Here is an 18,637-nt window from a genome sequence, read left to right on the forward strand (position 1 = left end):
GCCCGCCGGGGCGGTCTGACAAGTGTGGTCCATGTGTGAAGGCCTGCGTGCCGAATGGGGCGAATCGCCACCCCACGGCCCGCGTGCCTCAGATGTCTCCCGGCGGCGGCAGCAACTGTCCGCCCGTGAGCCCGCCCGCCAGCAACCGCGCCGTCTCCTCCGCCAGCACCGTCGCCCGTCGCGCCTCCGCCCGCAGCTCGTGCACGCGCCGAAACGCCTCCCCGTACCGCCGCTGCTCCTCCAGCGGCAGCAGCGGTACGCGCAGCCGGCCCGGGCTGACCGTCAGCACCGTGCTGCCCGTCGACGCGCCCGCGATGTTGTCCTCGGCACCCAGGAACCCGGCGAGGAACCAGGCGTCCAGGCGGGCCGGGTCCGGTCGAAACAGGTGGACGTGGTGGCCGAGCAGCGCCCCGGCGTCCTCCTCGCCGGCGACCCGGGCCATCGGGCCCCCGTCGCCTGCGAGCGCCCGTACGAGAACGTCCCCGGCGGCGATCACCGGTGCCGTGTCGTCGTGCAGCCCCGCCGGGTCTCCCGTGGGGCCCGACCCGGTCGCGATGTCCGAGCCGGTGAGCACCGCACGCGTCTCGGGCCCTCGCCCTCCGTCGGTGCCGGTCCCGCCGCCCGCGGCCTGGGCGGCGCGGGTGCGCGCGCTGTCCGGTGCCGTCCGCAGCAGGGTGAGCGCCCCGCCACGGGCGAGGTCGGAGACCGTCGCCGTACGCCACTCCCGCGCCGAGGTGCCCGCGGCGTTCCAGTCCGCCCGGCCCGCTGTCCGCGCGAGGGACTTCGCGGCATCGACGAGGTTCCGGCGCGTCGCGTCGGCTTCGGCCGCCAGGTCCGACGGATCGATGCCGGCCCGTGAGGCCCGTACGAGCCGGGCCGGGGTCAGGTCCACCACGTCGTCCAGCAGGTCCACCACGCCGACCGCGTGCGCGACACCGGGCTCGCCCTCGAATGTGTCGGGGTTGTCGGTGAACGCCCGCCACGCGTCCAGGGCACGCACCATGATGCCCACCCAGTCCAGGGAGGCGGACGTGGACCGGCTGCCGCCCCGCGTTCGCGCGGTCGCCGCCGTCCCACCGCGCCCGGTCGCCGTCGCCGTGCCCGGCGCCGCCTCCGCGGCGGTGTCCACGAACAGCACCGTCTTGCGCTCGGGGCCGCCCGGCTCGGGCCGTTGCAGCACCCACACGTGCAGCCCGACGTGCAGCGGCACCGACGCGCCGGCCGGCAGCGCCACCACCGCGCGCAGGGCTCCGCTGCGTACCAGCTCCGCCCGTACACGCCGCCCCGACGCACGCCCGGCCGTGGCCGGCGGCAGCAGCAGGACCGCGTACCCGCCGGGCGTCAGGTGGGCGAGCGCGTGCTGCACCCAGGCCAGCTCCGACTCGGCGCGAGCCGGAACGCCGTACGCCCAGCGCGGGTCGTAGGCCAGTTCGTCGTGGCCCCAGTCCCGGATGCCGTAGGGCGGGTTGCACAGAATCGCGTCGGCGAGCAGGTCCGGGAAGGCGTCCGCGCGGAGGCTGTCGTCGGCGCGGACGGTGACCGTGGCCTCGGGGGCGGTCAGCATCAGACTGACCGCGCTGCGCCGGGCCTGGACGGGCAGCACGTCCTGGCCGTACAGCTCGCGTGCGCCGCGCCGGGCTGCCGCCGCGAGGAGGGAGCCGCTGCCGCAGGCCGGGTCCAGGACGCGGGCCGGGGTGCCGGGGACCAGGTGTGCGATCAGGTCCGTGAGCGGCTCGGGGGTCCGGTAGGCGCCGCTCGCCGCACTGTCCTCCAGCTCCCACTCGGCGAGCACGCCCAGCGCGGCCTGGCCGCCTTCCTCGCGTACACACGCGTACAGCGCGCGGAGGACGGCCGCGTCCTCGGCCGTGAAACGGGCGGGTCCCGCCCCGCTGCCGGGTACAGCTTCGGCGACGGACGCCCGGTCGTGCTCGGCCCGGGCCGCGAGGTCCGCGTCGGACAGTGCGGCGGTGGCCGCCAGGTCGTCGGGGGAGTGGCGGGCCGCCGCCAGCACGAGGAGGAGCAATTCGCCGGAGTCGCCGGAGCCGCTGTCGCCGCGGCCGTGCAGGCGGAGCGTCGTCCGGAGCTCTTCCGCCGGGCTTGCGGCGGAGGCGTGGCCGCGCGCGGCCAGCCATGCGCGGACCGCCCCCAGGTCGTACAGCGGGCTGCTCTCCGTGCCTCCGGAGGGCTCGGGGAAGTCGTCGTGCCGGCGGCGCCAGTTGCTGACGGTGGCGCGCGTGACCCCGGCGATGCGGGAGATCTCGGCGGCCGTCACCTGTGCGGTGGGCTGCTGGGGCATGGCGGTTCCTGGGTCTCTCGGGAGTGGACAGTCAACAACTTACAGCACCCGTCAAGTCAGTCAAGGTGATTGACAAGGCTTTCATTGTGCTGCTTATCTGGTCACGCTTCCAACGAGGAAGCTCCGGACCGGCGCAGCCGTGTGCTGTGACCTGAAGCCGTGACCTGAAGCCGTGCCCTCACCGCGCTCCAGCGCGAGTCGGCGCGGACGGCGGGTGTCGATCGCACCTGTCGGACCACTCCGAAGACCACTCCGGGGGAGACCCATGCGCCTGACCATGCCGACCGCAGTCGTCGAAGGCACCCAGCTCACCGTCATGCCGTTCCGCGACGGCGCGGTCGTCGGGACGATGGCGGTGCCCGCGCTCGTCCAGCTGGTGCCGTCGCCGCGTGCCGAGGAGGACCCGCGCAAACTGAAGGCCTCGTCGGGTCTGGTGCGCCGGCACGCCGAACTGCGCGCGACCGTGCAGCGCACGCTGAAGTCCTCGCAGAAGGGCAAGAACGTCGCCCCGTACGCCGAGTACATCGCCGCCGGTCTCAAGGGCGAACTCGGCGCTGCCTGGTCCACGCCGCCCATCACCCTGTGGCACGCGGGACCGCTCGCGGCACTCAGTGACGAATTCGTCCCCGGCACCGGCCTGCGCACCCTCACCGTCGCGCCGGGCACGATGGTCATCGCCATCGACGGCGAGACCCAGACCACCGCCTGGCACGACCTCTACGACGACCCGGAGGCGTACGGCCTGACGTATCCGCAGCTGTCGCAGGTGCGCATCCCCTTCGAGCTCTACGTCGACCTGGCGCCGGCGGACGCGCGGCAGATCTTCTACGACCGCAACGTCCAGGGCGTCGCCGTCGCGAAGAACCTCGCCATGTCCATGGACCAGCGGGACTTCGGGACCCGGCTCGCGCACCTGGTGGCCGACTCGGTGCGGGTCGACGTCGGCGGGCAGCGGGTGCCGTTCGCCCGGCTCGTCAACGTCAGCAAGCGGCAGCTCTCGGCCGGTGACCGCGAGGTCGTCACCCTCTCCGCGCTGCGCGCACTCGTCGTCACCACGCTCTACGGGCGGGGCGGGCTGGCGCGTTCTGCCGAGTCCGTGCACGAGGACGAGCTGCCGGCGGGCGTCCGGCCCGAGCAGGCGGAGGCTGCCCTCGTACCCGTCCTCGGCGAGCTGATCGTCCGCCACGCCCGTGACTTCACCGAGCGCGGCGCCATCACCGCGCCCGCCGTCCTGGCCGGGCTCGGCATCGCCGTCCACCCCACCATGCCGTGGAGCGACTCGGGGTCCGTGTTCCGCATGGACGACCTGCTCCGACTCCTGGACGGCATCCGCTGGGAGCGCGAGGCGAAGTACTGGGACGGGGTCGCCGCCAAGACCGGCACGTCCGGCCGCCTCAACTTCAGTGGCGGGGTCAAGGACTCCGGCGGTCGCGTCGCCGACGCGATCCTCTACCCGGCGACCGAGGCGGGGCGTCAGATCCGGGGGCTGTGAACCGCGTCGACCGACCACGGCGTCGGCGAGCGGCCACGACACCACGAGCAGGCGGAGTGCCGGTTCGCTTCGGCTCACCCGGCACATGTGCGAAACGGAGCAGAGAACATGACCGATCAGAAGCCCGCCCCGGACCACCGTCCCGACAGCGGTCACATCCTTCCGTCGACTCCCGGTCCGTACGGCGGCGGTCAACCCCCCTTCCCGCCGGTGCCTCCGAGCAGCCCGATCGGGCGGCCCGCTCCGCGCGGCAGGGCATGGCTGAAGTACGGCGCCGTCGCCCTTGTGTCGCTGCTCGTGGGCGTCGGCATCGGCTCGAGCGGCGACTCGGGCGGCGGGGGTGAGACGGTCGCCGCCTCGGAGGCCGATCCTCGCCCCACGGTCACCGTCACCGAGACGGCATCGCCCGCCGAGGCCGAACCCGCGCCCACGGTGACCGAGACCGTGACCGAGACGGTGACCGCCGAGCCGAAGAAGACCGAGGAGCCGGGACCGGCGACCAGCTTCTCCGGAGACGGGGAGTACCTCGTCGGCGAGGACATCAAGGCCGGCACCTACAAGACGGCCGGGCCCGAGGGCGAGTTCGGCTGCTACTGGGAGCGGGCCAAGGACGCCAGTGGCGAGTTCGGTTCGATCATCGCCAACAACAACCTGGACGGCACCGGCCGGGTGACCCTCAACAAGGGTGAGTACTTCAAGACCAACCGGTGCCAGGAGTGGAAGCGGGTCGGCTGACACCTGAAGTTCTGTTCGGTGACAAGCGTCACAACAACTAGACAGGGCACGGCCGAGTCGGAGTACGAGCCGATGTCCGACGCTCCCCGAACGTGCGTAGTGCCTCGAGGAAAGAGCTGAGATGCCGCCTGAGCGGGGTGACTCATGTCTACTTGTCGTAGGGCAGCCGCAGGCTGTTGTGGGAGAACAAGGGGAGACGATGACTGACAACCGTAAGGCGATCGTTCCGGTGTGGACACTGGCGACCGGTGACGTTCGGGTGCCCGTTCTGGCCGGAGACGAGCCGATGACGGTTGAGCGCTTGGCTGAACTGCGCAGTGTGCTGGCCGGCCTGGCCGACAAGCCCATCGCCACGCTTGAGGTGCATCCGCTGCCGGAAAAGCTCGACCGCAGCCGGGGCATCCCGCTCGATGCCGCGAGTCCCTTGGCACAGCACCTGTCACAGCTCGTCACGCAGTCGGCGAAGGGTTCCTCCGCGGCGGCTACGGCGACCGCTGCCGGAGAAGGCCTGTATCGCATGGTGATTCCGGCGAAGGTGGCCGCCCAGGTCGGTCAGGGCATCGTTCGTCCGATGGCGTCGAAGGCGGCGGCCGGCGGCATCCACAGTGCACTCGTGAACCAGACGGGCATCGCCGCCCAGGCGACGTTCGTGCCCGTCGGTGCAGCGGCAGCGGCAGGCGCAGCCGGTGGAGCGGGTGCAACAGCGGGCGTCGCGGTCGTCGGCAGCGCGGCGCTCACCGTGGCCGCGCCGCTCGTGCTCATGGCAGTGGCGGTGGGGGTGAGCGCGAGCGCCGACCGCAAGCGCCAGCAAGCCATCGAGCACATCACGGAACTGCTGGAGCAACTGCACGAACAGAAGCTTGATGACGAGCGCAGAGACCTCGACGCCTGCCGCGATGCCATTGACAAGGCCACTGCCATTCTGCTGGATCAGGGCAAGCTCGGTCTCTCAGTGGGGCTGGACTCGGCAGCGCACGCCATCAGCAAGGCGCTGGTCGCCGCTGAGGGTCGCCTTGCCCAGTGGCAGAGCGCGCTCGACAAGCTGCCCGACGGCAAGGCTGTCGAGATCGACACGCTGAACAAGTCGTTTCCCGGTGTGGACGACCAGGGTGGCATGTTCCGTGCGCACCTCGAACTCGCCGCCCTGGCCATTGCGCTGAAGCAGCGGGTCATCGTGCTGCAGGCCGTCGAGCACGCCCAGGCCGACTCCGGCAACCTGTTCGAGAACTTCGCTCGCGCGCTCAAGGTCGACCAACAGCGTCTCGACAAGCTGGAGTCGGGCATCGCAGGTGTTCTGGTACGCCTGTCCGCGCTGGAGCTGGCACGTCCGCGCGGTGTGCGGCCCGTCTTCACTGCCGGTGAAGTCGATCGCCTCATGAGTGCGGCGAGCCGGATCCGCAAGCTGGGCGATGGTGTCTCGGTCGACAGCCGCGCGACGGACGTGGCGATCGAGATTGCCCGCAATGAGGACGGCTCGGTAGTCGTGTTCCCCGCACTGCCCGCGTAGGCGCCCCGCACTCACTGCGCGAACCGAACGACCGCCATCGACGGCCGCCGCCGAGGCCCCTCAAGATGCCCAGGCTGGCAGCGGTTCGGCTGACGGCACGCCCGTGTCCGGAACGGTGCGGTCTCGCTTGTGACGGAATCGTGCACAACCCGAGCGGGGTCTGCGCAGTCGAAGTTGGCGTGCCGTCCGACTCTTGCGGACGAGCGCTCTGCACGTACAGCAAGGAGACGGCCGCCGATGATCCCAGTCGGACTTGAAGAGGACACCCGCAAGGTTCAGACAGCCGTGCTGGGCGGCCCCGACGGACACATTCCTCTCTTCCTCCCGTACGAGAAGCACGCCGCGGACGGGCTCCGCAAGGAGCACGGGCCCAACGCTTTCACCTGTGGCACCCTCCTGGGCGGGTGCGGGAAGCTTCTTACGCTGCGTGCCTGCGACGACAAGAAATCGCACTTCGCGCACCGCCCGCCGGTCCGGTGCAGCCGCACCGCCCTCGGTGAGGACAGCGCCGACCACCTCTACATCGGTGAGGCCATGACCAAGTGGCTGCGCAGACAGGGGCAGCCGACCGTCGCGGTCCAGTACGTCCAGCAGAAGGGCGCGCGGAGCGACGCGATTGAGCTCCGCTTCGGGTCCAAGAAGAAGCGTCGCCTGATCCACGTGCAGATGGCCCGGCGCTCCTTCAAGGACTGGCAGGCCGACGGGGAGCGCCTCAGTGCCCCGCCCGGGAAACCGGCCACCATCCGCATGTACGGACCGGAGAGCCAGCTCGCCCCGTACGAGGTCGACGCCACCGGGTATGCCCTGCGCTTCAAGTGCGCGACCGAGAACGGCACCCGCGTCGTGTACGTCGGAACGCACCCACCCGGCCACCAGGTCGAATGGACGACGCTCGACAAGTGCCGACTGGTGCACGCCGGGATCGTCACTCCGTGGCTGGGGGAGACGCCGTACGGGATTCGGCCGAAGGGAACCGTGCCCGCGCCCCGCCCGGAGCGTCACGCCGTCGAAGACCGCAAGGCGGAAACCGCTCGGACGCCGGAGGGTCAGGGCAGCGGTTCCGCCATCGGTCCCGTACTCCCGCTCATGACGGGGCGCGTCGCGTTCACGGGCGCCTCATTGGTGTCCGAGGAGGGCGGCCGGGGACTTTACAACGTGGATGCCCAGCCCATCGGGTCGACGAGGTTCCCTGCCCGAATATCCCTGCCGGCCTCGGCTGCGGCTCCAGAACCTCACCATGTGTACGTACTGACCGACCGAGCGGCAGTACTGAACGGCCCCGAACCAGCCCTTCCCGACTCGCGATGGATGCTTCGCGCGGAAGGCTTCGTTCGTCTCACGCCCGCGAAAGCGGCGGAATGGGCGCTGCTCAAGCCGCCCGCGCCCGCGCGTGGGAAGGACGCGACCGCAGCGGCGACGCCTGCCTCGCAGCAGAAGCCCGAACGGCCTGCCGGAGCGGACGCGAAAAAATCCCCGAGCACACTCACCCCTGCACCGTCGCAGCGCGTTACCGCATCGGACGACCGCCTCGTCGCCGAACTGACCCGCGTCCTGGCGAGGACCGCCCGCGAACGCACCACCATCACCTGGTACGAGCTGCTCGAGCAGACCGGGACCCGGCCCGACGAAGTCACCCAGGCACGGCAACTGCGCCTGCTCACCGCGGTGGACGCGCCGCATGCCAAGGGGCACCGGCCCCTCCTGTCCAGCCTGATCACCTTCTCCAGGCAGGCGCAGCCGCACGACGACACACCACCTCCCTTCTTCCGGCAGGTGCTCCTGGCTCTCGGCTGGCCCCACTGGACCGATGCAGCAGGGGTGGCCCAGATCTGGAAAGACCACCGGACGCGCATCCACAGCGCGCGGTCGTCGGCGCATCCCGGTCCGGCCCAGGGGGCAGGTGCTTCCGCACTGCCGCCCGCACGCCCCGGGGAGGGGCCCATGGTGCGGCTTCACGTGATCCTCCGCCACCTCGAGGAGGCGGAAGCGGACCTCCCGTTTCCGGCGTTCAACAGGGCTGTGCGCGAGGCGGACGATTTGGCGTTGCTGATCGGCAACCCCTTCTTGCCCACCCCTGTGCTGCAGCGCCTGAGCCACTGGCGCAAGGTCTTGCGCCGGCGTCTCGAGGGGCCGGGCGTGCCCGACACCCCACCACGTGAGGTGTTCGACCGGATGGCCGACGAGTTCCGTTCGGCCCGGGATGCGGGCGACCTCGCGCTGGCGAGGCACGTCCACAACGCGATGGGACCCGTCTACTCTCTGCGCCTCTCACCCCAGGACGGCGAGGCCGTGGCCGGTCTGATGCGCGAATTCAAGCAGTGGGTGCGTGACAGGGAATCCACGACGTCGGCGAACGGCTCCCTCGAGACACTTCGGCGGATTCTCCGCGATCTCGAAGTCCGGAAGGACACGCTGACCACCACGGAGATCGCGGACGCTCTCACGGAGGCCGACCGGATCCGCCGCGGTCTTGCCGGCCCCTTGCCGGAAGCGGACGACGAGACTTTGAGACGTCAGCGCGCGGATCTCCGACACCGACTGCAGGCGGAAAGCGGCAGCGGCGGGGCACTCGCGCCGCTCGCCGCACGCGTGCGCACCGTCCTTCAGGGCGCCGCGCGCGCCGGTACCACCGTCACCTGGGAAGAGCTGGCCCACCGGGTGGGTGGAGGACTGCACCGTCTCCACGAGGAGGACCAAGGCGAGATCCTCCTCCTGGTCGACGAGGAGACACCGGCGCACGAGCCTCCGCTGGCCGCACTGGTGGCCCATGGTGACCTGGCGCCGCACCGTTCGTACCGCCATGTCCATGACAGCCGCGGCAGGAAGTCTGTGCCAGAACTGTCCCTGGAGATGCACTGGCGGATGGACGTCTTCAAGCTCTACCAGTTGTGGCGGCACCGCTGATCGCTCCGGGGGTTCATGCGTGGGGGGCACGGGCTCCGACGAGGGCCCTGACCAGCGGGCATGGCCTACTGCATATGATGTGCAAGTGCGCGACAGTGACTACAGCATCAGGACAGCAGCCCCGGCCGACCTGGACGGAGCCCGAGCCGTCATGCTCGACACCGTCTACCGGGACTTCGGCACCGGGTACGTCCCCCGCTGGCACGGCGACATCATCGACCTGGGCGGGGCGTACGTGACGCCGGCCCGGCACACGCTGCTCGTTGCCGTGGACGGCAGGGACGGTGAGGTCGTCGCCACCGGTGCGCTCGACTCTCGGGGCCCCGCGCACCCGCCGAACCCCGCGCACGTAGCCGAGAAGTACCCCTCCGGCGTCACCGCTCAGCTGCGGCGCGTGTACGTGCGGCCCGAGCATCGTCGGCGCGGGCTCGCGCGGCGGCTCGTGGACGAGCTGCTCGCCTTCGCCGCCGCCGACGGCGGGTACCGGGCCGTGTACCTGCACACCGACCCCGCCGTCACCGGTGCCGAGCCGTTCTGGCGCTCGCTCGCCAAGGTCGTGCACGACGAGCGGGAGGACGCCGGCGGCGGGCAGGGCATCGTGCACTTCGACGTGCCGATGCCGTGAGGCGTATGAGGAAGGGGCCCGCGATCATGGAAATGATTGTCATGTAGGCTCTTGTCGCCGCCGCTCCCGTCCTGTCCCCGCACCACGCACGCACCCGACCGATCCGAGGACCATGCGCTCCCACCGCCGCTCCCGGCTGCTCGCCCCCCTCATGCTCGCCCCGCTGATAGCAGGCTGCTTCGCCTCCGGAGGCGGTGACGACTCCGGGGACGGTGGCGGCGGGGACGGGGCCCGGCTCCGCGTCGCCCTCGCCTTCCCGCCCGCCGAGAACCTCTCCCCGTACGGCGCCGACGCCACCCTCCTCAGCCGTCTCGGTGTCACCGAGGGCCTCACCGCCCTCGACGCCAACGGCTCCGCCGCCCCCGCACTCGCCGAGTCCTGGCGCAGGGACGGGGACAAGGTCTGGGAGTTCACCCTCCGCGACGCCACCTTCCAGGACGGCGGCGACGTCACCCCGGCCGCGGTCGCCGACTCCCTCACCCGCGCCACCGACGCGAAGCCCGCGCCCGCCGCCCTCGCCGGTGTCACCCTCAGCGCGAAGGCGCAGGGGGAGAGGGTGGTCCGGATCACCACCGCCGAGCCCGACCCGGTGCTGCCGCTGCGGCTGTCCAGCCCCAGCCTCGCCATCCTCTCCGCGAAGGCCTATGAGAAGGGGAACGGCCGTGTCGATCCCGTCGGCCACGCCACCGGGCCCTTCGAGCTGACCGAGGTCAACGGCGCCACCTCCGCCACCCTCGACCGGTTCGACGACTACTGGGGCGGGCGCGCCCAGGCCTCCGGCATCGACGCCCGTTTTATCGCCGACGGCACCGCCCGCGCCAACGCCCTGCGCACCGGGGAGCTGGACATCGCCGAGGCCGTTCCGGTGGCCCAGGCCGCGACGCTCGACGAGAAGACACGGCGCGACACCGCCACCACCCGGACCACCAGCCTGCTCCTCAACGCCTCCTCCGGGACGTTCGAGGACGCCGGGCTGCGGGCCGCCGCGCGCAGCGCCATCGACACCTCGGTGTTCGCCGAGGACGTGTACGAGGGGTACGCCGACCCCAGCGCCGGGATCTACGGACCCGCCGTGACCTGGGCGGAGGGGAAGCGGACCGCGCCCGTCGGGCGGGCGGAGGCCGAGAAGCCCGGTGGCGCCACCGTCAACCTCGCCACCTACGACAACCGGCCCGAGCTGCCCGAGGTCGCCCAGGTGGTGAAGCAGCAGCTGGAGAAGGCCGGGTTCAAGGTGAAGCTCACCGTGCGGGAGTACTCGCGGCTGGAGGGGGACGCCCTGGCGGGGAAGTTCGACGCCTTCGTGCTCGCCCGGAACACCCTCCTCGACACCGGTGACCCCGTCGCCGTCCTCGCCGGCGACTACACCTGCGACGGCGGCTTCAACATCGCCCAGCTCTGCGACCGGGACGTCGACCGCGCCGTCGCCGAGGCCGTGGGGATCGCCGACACCGCGAAGCGGCAGGACGCCGCCATGGCCGCCGAGGCGCGCATCCTCGGCACTGACGCCGTCGTGCCGCTCGTGCACCAGCGGATCATCACCGGCGTCGCCGACTCCGTACAGGGCGTGATCCTCGACCCGTACGAGCGCACCCTCGTCGGCACCGGCACCCGGCGCTGAGCCGTGCGGCAGCGGGTGGCCACCGCGGTGTGGCGGGTGGCGCTGGCGGGGGGACTGGTGTGCGGCATCGGGCTGCTGCCGTGGCTCACGCGGACCGATCCGGCCTACACCGTGCTCAAGGCGCGGTCCGCCGAGCGGGAGCCCACGCCCGAGGTGCTCGCCGACATCCGTGCGCAGCTCGGGCTCGACGGCGGCCCGCTGCACGTGCTCGGGCGGTGGCTCGGCGGGCTGGCGCGCGGGGACGCCGGACAGTCGTGGATCTCCGGGAGCGAGGTGCTGCCGGACGTGCTGCGGGCGCTCGGGGCCTCCCTGCTGCTCATGTCCGTCGCGCTGCTCGTCGCCGCCCTCACCGCCGGGATCATCTGCGCCCGCACCCTGCGCCTGGGTGCCCGGCGCCGGCTCGGTGGGCGGCGGCGCGGCGGGACCGCTTCCGCCGTCGTCGCCTCGCTGCCGGAGTTCCTCGTCGCCTCCGTGCTCGCCACCGTCGTCGGGGTGCAGCTGGGGTGGCTGCCCGCGCTGGGGTGGTACGGGGCCCAGTGGACCGTGCTGCCCGCGCTCGCCCTCGGACTGCCCGCCGGGGCCGTGATCGGGCGGCTTCTGGACGATCTGCTGCCCGGTGCCTTCGGCGAACCGTGGGCGCTGGCCGCCGCCGCCCGCGGGCTGCCGGGCCGGCGCATCGCGCGGCAGGCGCTGCGCCGGTGCGTGCCCGCGCTGCTGCCCAACCTCGGACTGTTCGTCGTGGGGCTGACGGGCGGGGCCGTCGCCGTCGAGCAGGTCTTCGACATCCCCGGCCTCGGCCGGACCACCCTCCAGGCCGCCCTCGCCCAGGACCTGCCCGTCCTCCAGGCCGGCACCTTCGCCCTGGTCCTGCTCGCCGCGCTCGCCACCGGCGCCACCCGCCTCGCCGCGCGGCTGCTCACCGGGCCGGCCCTGCGGGACGGCGCGCTGTCCTCCCTGCACCGGCCCGCACCGCCCGCCGGGGGCGTGCTCCCGCTCGTCTACGGTGCCGTCCTGCTCGCCGTCGTGGTGGCCGGGCTGACCCGTGACCCGCTCGCCCTCGACACGGGGGAGAGGCTGCTGGCGCCCTCCCTCGGCCATCCCTTCGGCACCGACTCCCTCGGCCGCGACCTGCTCGCCCGCGTCGGCCACGGTGCGCTCGACACCCTGCTGCTCGCCTCCGCCGTCACGGCCGCCGCCCTCGTCGCGGGCGTGCTCCTCGGGCTGGTGCCCCGCCTGTCCGCGCCGCTCGTCGACACCGTCAACGCAGTGCCCCCTGTCCTCGCCGCGCTCCTCGTCACCGCGGTCGCGGGCAGCGGCGCGGCCACGCCCGCCCTCGCCGTCGGTGCCGTCGCCTGGGCGCCGCTCGCCGCGCACACCTCCGCGCTGCTGGGTCAGGAACGCGCCACCCTGCACATCACCGCCACCCGGGGGCTGGGCGCCGGACGGTGGTACCTGCTGCGCCGCGAACTGCTGCCCGCCGTCCTCCCGCCGGTGCTGCGGCACGCGCTGCTGAGGCTGCCCGGTGTGGCCCTGGCCCTCGCCTCGCTCGGATTCCTCGGGCTGGGCGCCCAGCCGCCGTCGCCCGAGTGGGGCCTGCTCCTCGCCGAGAACCAGCCCTACGCCGAACGCGCGCCCTGGGCCGTCCTCGCCCCCGCCGCCGTCCTCGCCCTGCTCGGTGCCCTCGCCGTCACCGCGGCGGGCGGACTGCGCCGGCCCCGGAGGCGACGCCCGGACACCGCCGTCCCGGTCGGCGCCGAGCGGACCGCCGCGCCCCGGAAAGAACCGGCCGGCACCCGATGACCTCACTCTTCACCGGCCGGAAGGCAGGCACCGCCGACCGCGCGGCCGTGCCGCTCTCGCCGCTGCTGCGGCTCCTCGTCCTCACCCAGCTCGCCTTCAACATCGGCTTCTTCGCCGTGCTGCCCTTCCTCTCCGAGCACCTGGGGCAGGGCATCGGCATGGCGGGGTGGCTGGTCGGGTTCGTCCTCGGGCTGCGGACCTTCAGCCAGCAGGGGCTGTTCGTGGTGGGCGGGGCGCTCGCCGACCGGTACGGCGTCCGACCCGTCGTGCTCGCCGGGTGCGGTCTGCGGATCGCCGGGTTCGTGTGGCTGGGGTTCGCCGAGCGGACCTGGGCTGTCGTGGCGGCCGTGCTGCTCATCGGATTCGCCGCCGCGCTCTTCTCCCCGGCCGTCGAGTCCGAGGTGGCCCGGCAGGCGGTGCTGTGGGAGGAGGCGGGCGGCGGGGACCGGACCCGGGTGCTGGCGTTGTTCACCGTCGCCGGTCAGGCGGGGGCCTTCGTCGGGCCGCTGCTGGGGGCACTGCTGCTGGCCGTCGACTTCCGTACGGCGTGTCTGGCCGGGGCCGGTGTCTTCGTGCTGGTCCTCGCCGGGCACGCGTGGCTGCTGCCGCAGCACATTCCCGGGCGGGCGCGGGTGCGGGCCAAGGGCGGTGCGCGGCTGCTGCTGCGCAACCGGCGTTTCCTCGCGCTGTGCTGCGCGTACGGCGCCTATCTGCTCGCCTACAACCAGCTCTACCTGGCCCTGCCCGCCGAGGTGGAGCGGGCCGCCGGTTCCCAGGCGCCGCTGGCCTGGCTGTTCGCGCTGTCCTCGCTGCTGGTGGTAACCGCGCAGTTGCCGGTGACACGGTGGGCGGGGGAGCGGCTGGCGCCTCGCCGGTCGATGGTGGCGGGGCTGGCGCTGGTCGCGGCCGGGTTCGCCGTGGTGGCGGTGGCGCGGCCCGCCGGGTGGACGGGGGCGGGCGGGCTGGTGCCCGCCGCCGGGTTCGTCGTCCTGCTCACCCTGGGGCAGATGCTGGTGGCGCCCGTCGCCCGTGCCTGGGTGCCGGACCTGGCCGAGGACGGACGGCTCGGGCTCTACACGGGGGCGCTGTCCTCGGTCTCCGGGCTCATCGTGCTGGCGGGCAGCTCCGCGACCGGCCTGTTGCTGGACAGCGGGCTGCCGGCCGCCGTGCCGTGGCTGGTGCTGGCCGCCGTACCGCTGGCGGCGGCGGGGATGCTGCCGCGGCGCGCGTAGCCTTCGGGTCCGTGGTGGGCTCGGCGCCCGGTGGGGTGATGACGGCTTCGTCTTCGGGCTTGTGGTGGGCGCAGTCCCGGTGGGGGCGTCCGTGGTGGGCGCAGTCCCGGGGTGCGGTGGTGACGGCTTCGTCTTCAGGGCGTCCGTGGTGGGCGCGGTCCCGGGGTGCGGTGGTGACGGCTTCGTCTTCGGGTCGTCCGTGGTGGGCGCAGGCCCCGGGTGCCGTGGTGGGTATCGCTCCCGGGACCGGTGGCGGGCACGGCCACCGGTCCCGCCACCGGTCCCGCTGCGCGCAGGGCCCGGGGCCGCGCGGGACCGACGGTGCGGGGCGGCGTACGGCGCTCACGGAGCGACGAGCTTCCGCGCCGCCGTCCGTCCGGTCACCGACGGCCGCGCGGCCGTCCGCGACGTCCTCCACAGCCACACCACGTCCCGCCCGAACGACCACACGAGCAGCCCGAGCGCCAGCACCACCACCCCGGCGTTGGCCGGACGCGGCAGCAGGTGCGCGCCCGCCACCAGCAGCAACACGCCCTGCAGCGCGGCCACCGTCTTGCGGGCCGTGCTCGGCGGCAGCGGGGCGGTCAGCCACGGCCACACGCGCGCCGCCGCGACGAACACGTAGCGCATGCCGCCGATCAGCAGTACCCACGGGCCCAGGTCCGTCGCGACGTACACGCTGAGCACCAGGATCAGGAACGCGTCGACCTCCATGTCGAAGCGGGCGCCCAGCGGGGAGCAGGTGCCGGTGCGGCGGGCGACCTTGCCGTCCACGCCGTCCAGGAGCAGAGCCACGGCCGTCAGGCCGACGAGGAGGGAGACGGGCGGTGCTTCACTGAAGGAGTCCGCGACCAGGGCCGTCACGCCGCCCACCAGGACGGTCCGGCCGAGGGTGACCCGGTTGGCCGGGCCGAACGACGGCAGCCGGGAGCGGTGCAGGGCCCGGGAGAGCACCGCCCATGACGCGAGTGCGAAGGCCAGGCCGGTCAGCCAGCCCGCGGTGCCCATGCCGACCGCGGTGGCGAGCAGGATCAGCAGAAGGAGCTGCGCGGCCGCCCCCACCGCGGTCTCCTGCTGAACGGGCCTCGCGTCGTAGGCGTTGTACGTGTTGTTCAGGGCCACCGAACACCCTCCGGCCGAGTGACAGAGACGATCTGCGCCGCTACCTTGTGCGCGGCTCGTGCATCCGTCGGTACGTGGGCGGCTTCCCGATCGTTCAGGAGGACATCCGATGACAGGCACCGCACGCGCGTTCTGGCTCGACTCGCCCGGCCGGGGCGTGATCCGCGAGGTGCGCCTGCCCGAGCCGACGGCGGACGAGGTGCTCGTGCGCACGCTCTTCAGCGGCGTCAGCCGGGGCACCGAGACGCTCGTCTTCCGCGGCCGGGTGCCCGAGAGCCAGTACGCCGCCATGCGCGCGCCGTTCCAGGAGGGCGACTTCCCGGGACCGGTGAAGTACGGGTATCTCAACGTCGGCGTCGTGGAGGAGGGGCCCGGGGACCTCGTCGGGCGCACCGTCTTCTGCCTGTACCCGCACCAGACGCGGTACGTCGTCCCGGCCGCCGCCGTCACCCCCGTGCCCCCGGCCGTCCCCGCCGGGCGGGCCGTGCTCGCGGGCACCGTGGAGACCGCCGTCAACGCGCTGTGGGACGCGGCGCCCCTGGTCGGCGACCGGATCGCGGTGGTCGGCGGGGGCATGGTCGGCTGCTCGGTGGCCGCGCTGCTGGCCCGGTTCCCGGGCGTCCGCGTCCAGTTGGTCGACGCCGACCCGGACCGGGCGAAGGTCGCCGACGCGTTGGGCGTCGGCTTCGCGTCCCCCGCCGACGCCCTCGACGGCCTCGACCTCGTCGTGCACGCCAGCGCGACGGAGGCGGGCCTCGCCCGCTCGCTGGAGCTGCTGCGGCCGGAGGGCACCGTCGTCGAACTGAGCTGGTACGGCGACGGGCGCGTCGCCGTACCGCTCGGCGAGGCGTTCCACTCCCGCCGCCTGACCCTGCGCGGCAGCCAGGTCGGCACCGTCTCCCCGGCGCGCGCCGGCACCCGCACCTACGCCGACCGGCTCGCCCTCGCCCTCGACCTTCTCGCGGACCCGGCGCTCGACGCGCTCGTCACCGGCGAGTCCGCGTTCGCCGAACTGCCCGACGTGATGCCGGGGTTGGCCTCGGGCGAGATCCCGGCGCTGTGCCACCGGATCAGGTACGCCGGGAACGACGACTGAGACCGGGCGGCTTCGACGGGCGAGTCCTCCGCGCCTGACCTTGAGAAAGACGTGCGGGCCGCTGAACACGGGAAGGCACCGGGCCGTAATGGACGGTACCCCGCGCACCGACCGGCGGGGGACCAGACGTGCCACACCTGGAGGGTCGTCCGTTGTTCAGCATCACCGTCCGCGATCACCTCATGGTCGCCCACAGCTTCCGCGGCGAGGTCTTCGGACCGGCGCAACGTCTGCACGGAGCGACGTTCCTGGTGGACGCCACCTTCCGGCGCGAGCAGCTGGACGAGGACAACATCGTCGTCGACATCGGGCTGGCCACCCGGGAACTGGGCGCCGTCGTCAGCGAGTTGAACTACCGCAACCTCGACAACGAACCGGACTTCGCCGGCGTCAACACCTCGACCGAGTTCCTGGCCATGGTCATCGCCGACCGGCTCGCCGAACGCGTGCGCAAGGGCGCGCTCGGCGAGGGAGCCAGAGGTCTGGCCGGGCTCACCGTCACTCTGCACGAGTCGCACATCGCCTGGGCCAGTTACGAGCGTGCGCTGTGACCGACACGTCCACCGAACGGGTGGTGGCCGAGACGCCCGAGCCGGCGGCGGCCGAGACGCCCGAGCCGGTGGGGCGCACGAGGTCCCAGCCGGCAGGTTCCACGACGATCGGGCCGGCAGGTTCCACGAGGATCGAGCCGGCAGGTCGCACGCCGATCGAGCCGGTGGTCGCCCCGACCACCGTGCCGGTGAATCCCACCACGGCGGGGCGCGCTCGCCTCGCCTACGTGCCGGCGCAGTCGCCGGCCGCACCGAGGAACGGCGGGATCGTCCCCATGTCCCTGCGCTCCGTGCACTTCGTCATGCCCGGCGGGGTCGACGACCCGGCCGCCCCGAGCGGCGGCAACGCCTACGACCGGCGCGTACGGCTGGACCTGCCCGGCTTCGGCTGGCGGGTGCGCGGGCTGCCCGTCGACGGTGCCTGGCCCCGGCCGGACGCCGCCGCACGCGCCGAACTCGCGCGGCTGCTGCGCCGGTTGCCGGACGGCGCCGTGGTCCTGCTGGACGGGCTGGTGGCCTGCGGGGTCCCGGAGGTGGTCGTCCCCGAGGCGGAGCGCCTGAGGGCGGCCGTCCTCGTCCACCTGCCGCTCGGCGACGAGACCGGCCTCGCCCCCGGTGTCGCCGCCGACCTCGACGCCCGCGAACGCGCGGTGCTGCGTGCCGTCCCCGCGGTCGTCGCCACCAGCGACTGGGCGGCGCGCCGGCTCGTCTCCCACCACGGTCTCGACCCGGCCCGCGTCCATGTCGCCGCCCCCGGCGCCGACATCGCGCCCCTCGCACCCGGTACCGACGGCGTCTCGCGGCTGGTGTGCGTCGCCGCCGTCACCCCGCGCAAGGGGCAGCACCGGCTGGTGGAGGCGCTGGCGACCGTCGCCGACCTGCCGTGGAGCTGCGTGTGCGTCGGCGGGCTCGGGCACGACCCGGAGTACGTCGGCAGGCTGCGGAGGCTGATCGAGCGGCACGGGCTCCAGGAACGGCTGGAGCTCGCCGGTCCGCGGTCCGGCGCGGAACTCGACGCCACCTACGCAAGCGCCGACCTCATGGTCCTCACCTCGTACGCCGAGACGTACGGCATGGCGGTGACCGAAGCCCTCGCACGCGGGGTGCCCGTGCTCGCCACGGACGTCGGCGGCCTCCCGGAGGCGCTGGGACGCGCGCCCGACGGTGGGGTGCCCGGCATCCTCGTGCCGCCGGAGGACCCCGCCGCGCTCGCCGCGGAACTGCGCTGCTGGTTCGGCGAGGCGGACGTGCGGCGCCGGCTCAAGGCGGCGGCGCGCGGCCGCCGCGCCGCCCTGAACGGCTGGGCGGCCACGGCACGGAGCCTGGCCGCGGTACTCCGCAGGCTCCCGGACGAGCCCCGGAGGGCGGCATGAGGAAGACGACGGCACCGGCCGGGGGGCCCGTGGCGGCCCGGCCCGGCCCGCAGGACGCCGCCGAGTCCGCGAACGGCGTGATCCCCGGCGCGGGACCGGTCGGCCCGGTCGCACCACTCCCGACGGACCCGCCGCGGGGCGGGGAACCGGTGCGAAGGCGCGGCCGTCCTGCCACCGCGCCCGGCGGCACCGCTCCGGAACCGTCCGCCGGGACCGCCGGGCGCACCGATCGGCCGGCCGCGTGGGCCGCGTGGGCCGCCTGGGCCGCCGGACAGCCCGGCGCCGG

General features: G+C 73.4%; 13 protein-coding genes. 11 read left to right on the forward strand and 2 right to left on the reverse strand.

Features of this window, described 5'->3' with window-relative positions:
* Window positions 1–88: 88 nt before the first annotated feature.
* A complete protein-coding gene (locus tag ACFZP7_RS28825) occupies window positions 89–2,296 on the reverse strand; it encodes an N-6 DNA methylase (RefSeq protein ID WP_385636718.1) in 2,208 nt (735 codons plus the stop codon).
* A gap of 265 nt (window positions 2,297–2,561) precedes the next feature.
* Between ACFZP7_RS28825 and ACFZP7_RS28830 the strand changes: the two genes are divergently transcribed.
* The 8 genes from ACFZP7_RS28830 to ACFZP7_RS28865 all read left to right on the forward strand — a co-directional run bounded on the left by ACFZP7_RS28830 (window position 2,562) and on the right by ACFZP7_RS28865 (window position 14,209).
* Window positions 2,562–3,788 carry a DNA sulfur modification protein DndB gene (locus ACFZP7_RS28830; RefSeq protein ID WP_385636721.1) on the forward strand — a complete coding sequence of 409 codons (1,227 nt, stop codon included), beginning with the start codon at window positions 2,562–2,564 and terminating at the stop codon, window positions 3,786–3,788.
* A 108-nt stretch (window positions 3,789–3,896) separates the two neighbouring features.
* A complete protein-coding gene (locus tag ACFZP7_RS28835) occupies window positions 3,897–4,523 on the forward strand; it encodes a hypothetical protein (RefSeq protein ID WP_385636724.1) in 627 nt (208 codons plus the stop codon).
* Between the two features lie 199 nt (window positions 4,524–4,722).
* Entirely contained in the window at window positions 4,723–6,030 is a 1,308-nt protein-coding gene (locus tag ACFZP7_RS28840; RefSeq protein ID WP_385636726.1) for a hypothetical protein, read from the forward strand.
* A 237-nt stretch (window positions 6,031–6,267) separates the two neighbouring features.
* Entirely contained in the window at window positions 6,268–8,934 is a 2,667-nt protein-coding gene (locus ACFZP7_RS28845) for a hypothetical protein (protein ID WP_385636729.1), read from the forward strand.
* A gap of 85 nt (window positions 8,935–9,019) precedes the next feature.
* Window positions 9,020–9,559 (forward strand): GNAT family N-acetyltransferase, encoded by a 540-nt coding sequence (locus ACFZP7_RS28850; RefSeq protein ID WP_385636732.1) that lies wholly within the window; start codon window positions 9,020–9,022, stop codon window positions 9,557–9,559.
* A 112-nt stretch (window positions 9,560–9,671) separates the two neighbouring features.
* Window positions 9,672–11,177, forward strand: coding sequence for an ABC transporter substrate-binding protein (locus tag ACFZP7_RS28855; RefSeq protein ID WP_385636735.1), 1,506 nt, complete (start codon window positions 9,672–9,674; stop codon window positions 11,175–11,177).
* 3 nt (window positions 11,178–11,180) lie between these two features.
* Window positions 11,181–12,977, forward strand: a complete 1,797-nt coding sequence (locus tag ACFZP7_RS28860; protein ID WP_385636738.1) for an ABC transporter permease subunit — start codon at window positions 11,181–11,183, stop codon at window positions 12,975–12,977.
* Window positions 12,974–14,209: an MFS transporter gene (locus ACFZP7_RS28865; protein WP_127445194.1), complete on the forward strand. Its 1,236-nt coding sequence runs from the start codon at window positions 12,974–12,976 to the stop codon at window positions 14,207–14,209. Before ACFZP7_RS28860 ends, ACFZP7_RS28865 begins: the two co-directional genes overlap by 4 nt.
* A 342-nt stretch (window positions 14,210–14,551) precedes the next feature.
* On the opposite strand, the gene ACFZP7_RS28870 is transcribed toward ACFZP7_RS28865, so the two are convergent.
* Window positions 14,552–15,331 (reverse strand): CDP-alcohol phosphatidyltransferase family protein, encoded by a 780-nt coding sequence (locus tag ACFZP7_RS28870; protein WP_385636741.1) that lies wholly within the window; start codon window positions 15,329–15,331, stop codon window positions 14,552–14,554.
* 109 nt (window positions 15,332–15,440) lie between these two features.
* Here ACFZP7_RS28870 and ACFZP7_RS28875 point away from each other — a divergent pair, with 109 nt between their 5' ends.
* The 3 genes from ACFZP7_RS28875 (at window position 15,441) to ACFZP7_RS28885 (ending at window position 18,351) form a co-directional block, all read left to right on the forward strand.
* The gene (locus tag ACFZP7_RS28875; RefSeq protein ID WP_062135001.1) at window positions 15,441–16,427 is read left to right on the forward strand and encodes a zinc-binding alcohol dehydrogenase; all 987 of its coding nucleotides are present in this window, start codon (window positions 15,441–15,443) and stop codon (window positions 16,425–16,427) included.
* Window positions 16,428–16,579: 152 nt separating this feature from the next.
* On the forward strand, window positions 16,580–16,978 hold the full coding sequence (locus ACFZP7_RS28880) for a 6-carboxytetrahydropterin synthase (RefSeq protein ID WP_019330710.1): 399 nt from the start codon (window positions 16,580–16,582) through the stop codon (window positions 16,976–16,978).
* Between the two features lie 182 nt (window positions 16,979–17,160).
* A complete protein-coding gene (locus tag ACFZP7_RS28885) occupies window positions 17,161–18,351 on the forward strand; it encodes a glycosyltransferase (protein WP_052731547.1) in 1,191 nt (396 codons plus the stop codon).
* The last annotated feature ends 286 nt before the right edge of the window (window positions 18,352–18,637 follow it).

This window comes from Streptomyces sp. SudanB5_2050 (assembly GCF_964272335.1).
Lineage (GTDB): Bacteria > Actinomycetota > Actinomycetes > Streptomycetales > Streptomycetaceae > Streptomyces > Streptomyces rochei.

Bases quoted from the DNA above. Each gene is read 5' to 3' on its own strand.
- ACFZP7_RS28835 (WP_385636724.1), top strand. From the start codon at position 3,897: ATGACCGATCAGAAGCCCGCCCCGGACCACCGTCCCGACAGCGGTCAC.
- ACFZP7_RS28845 (WP_385636729.1), top strand. From the start codon at position 6,268: ATGATCCCAGTCGGACTTGAAGAGGACACCCGCAAGGTTCAGACAGCC.
- ACFZP7_RS28840 (WP_385636726.1), top strand. From the start codon at position 4,723: ATGACTGACAACCGTAAGGCGATCGTTCCGGTGTGGACACTGGCGACC.
- ACFZP7_RS28855 (WP_385636735.1), top strand. From the start codon at position 9,672: ATGCGCTCCCACCGCCGCTCCCGGCTGCTCGCCCCCCTCATGCTCGCC.
- ACFZP7_RS28830 (WP_385636721.1), top strand. From the start codon at position 2,562: ATGCGCCTGACCATGCCGACCGCAGTCGTCGAAGGCACCCAGCTCACC.
- ACFZP7_RS28825 (WP_385636718.1), bottom strand. From the start codon at position 2,296: ATGCCCCAGCAGCCCACCGCACAGGTGACGGCCGCCGAGATCTCCCGC.
- ACFZP7_RS28875 (WP_062135001.1), top strand. From the start codon at position 15,441: ATGACAGGCACCGCACGCGCGTTCTGGCTCGACTCGCCCGGCCGGGGC.
- ACFZP7_RS28865 (WP_127445194.1), top strand. From the start codon at position 12,974: ATGACCTCACTCTTCACCGGCCGGAAGGCAGGCACCGCCGACCGCGCG.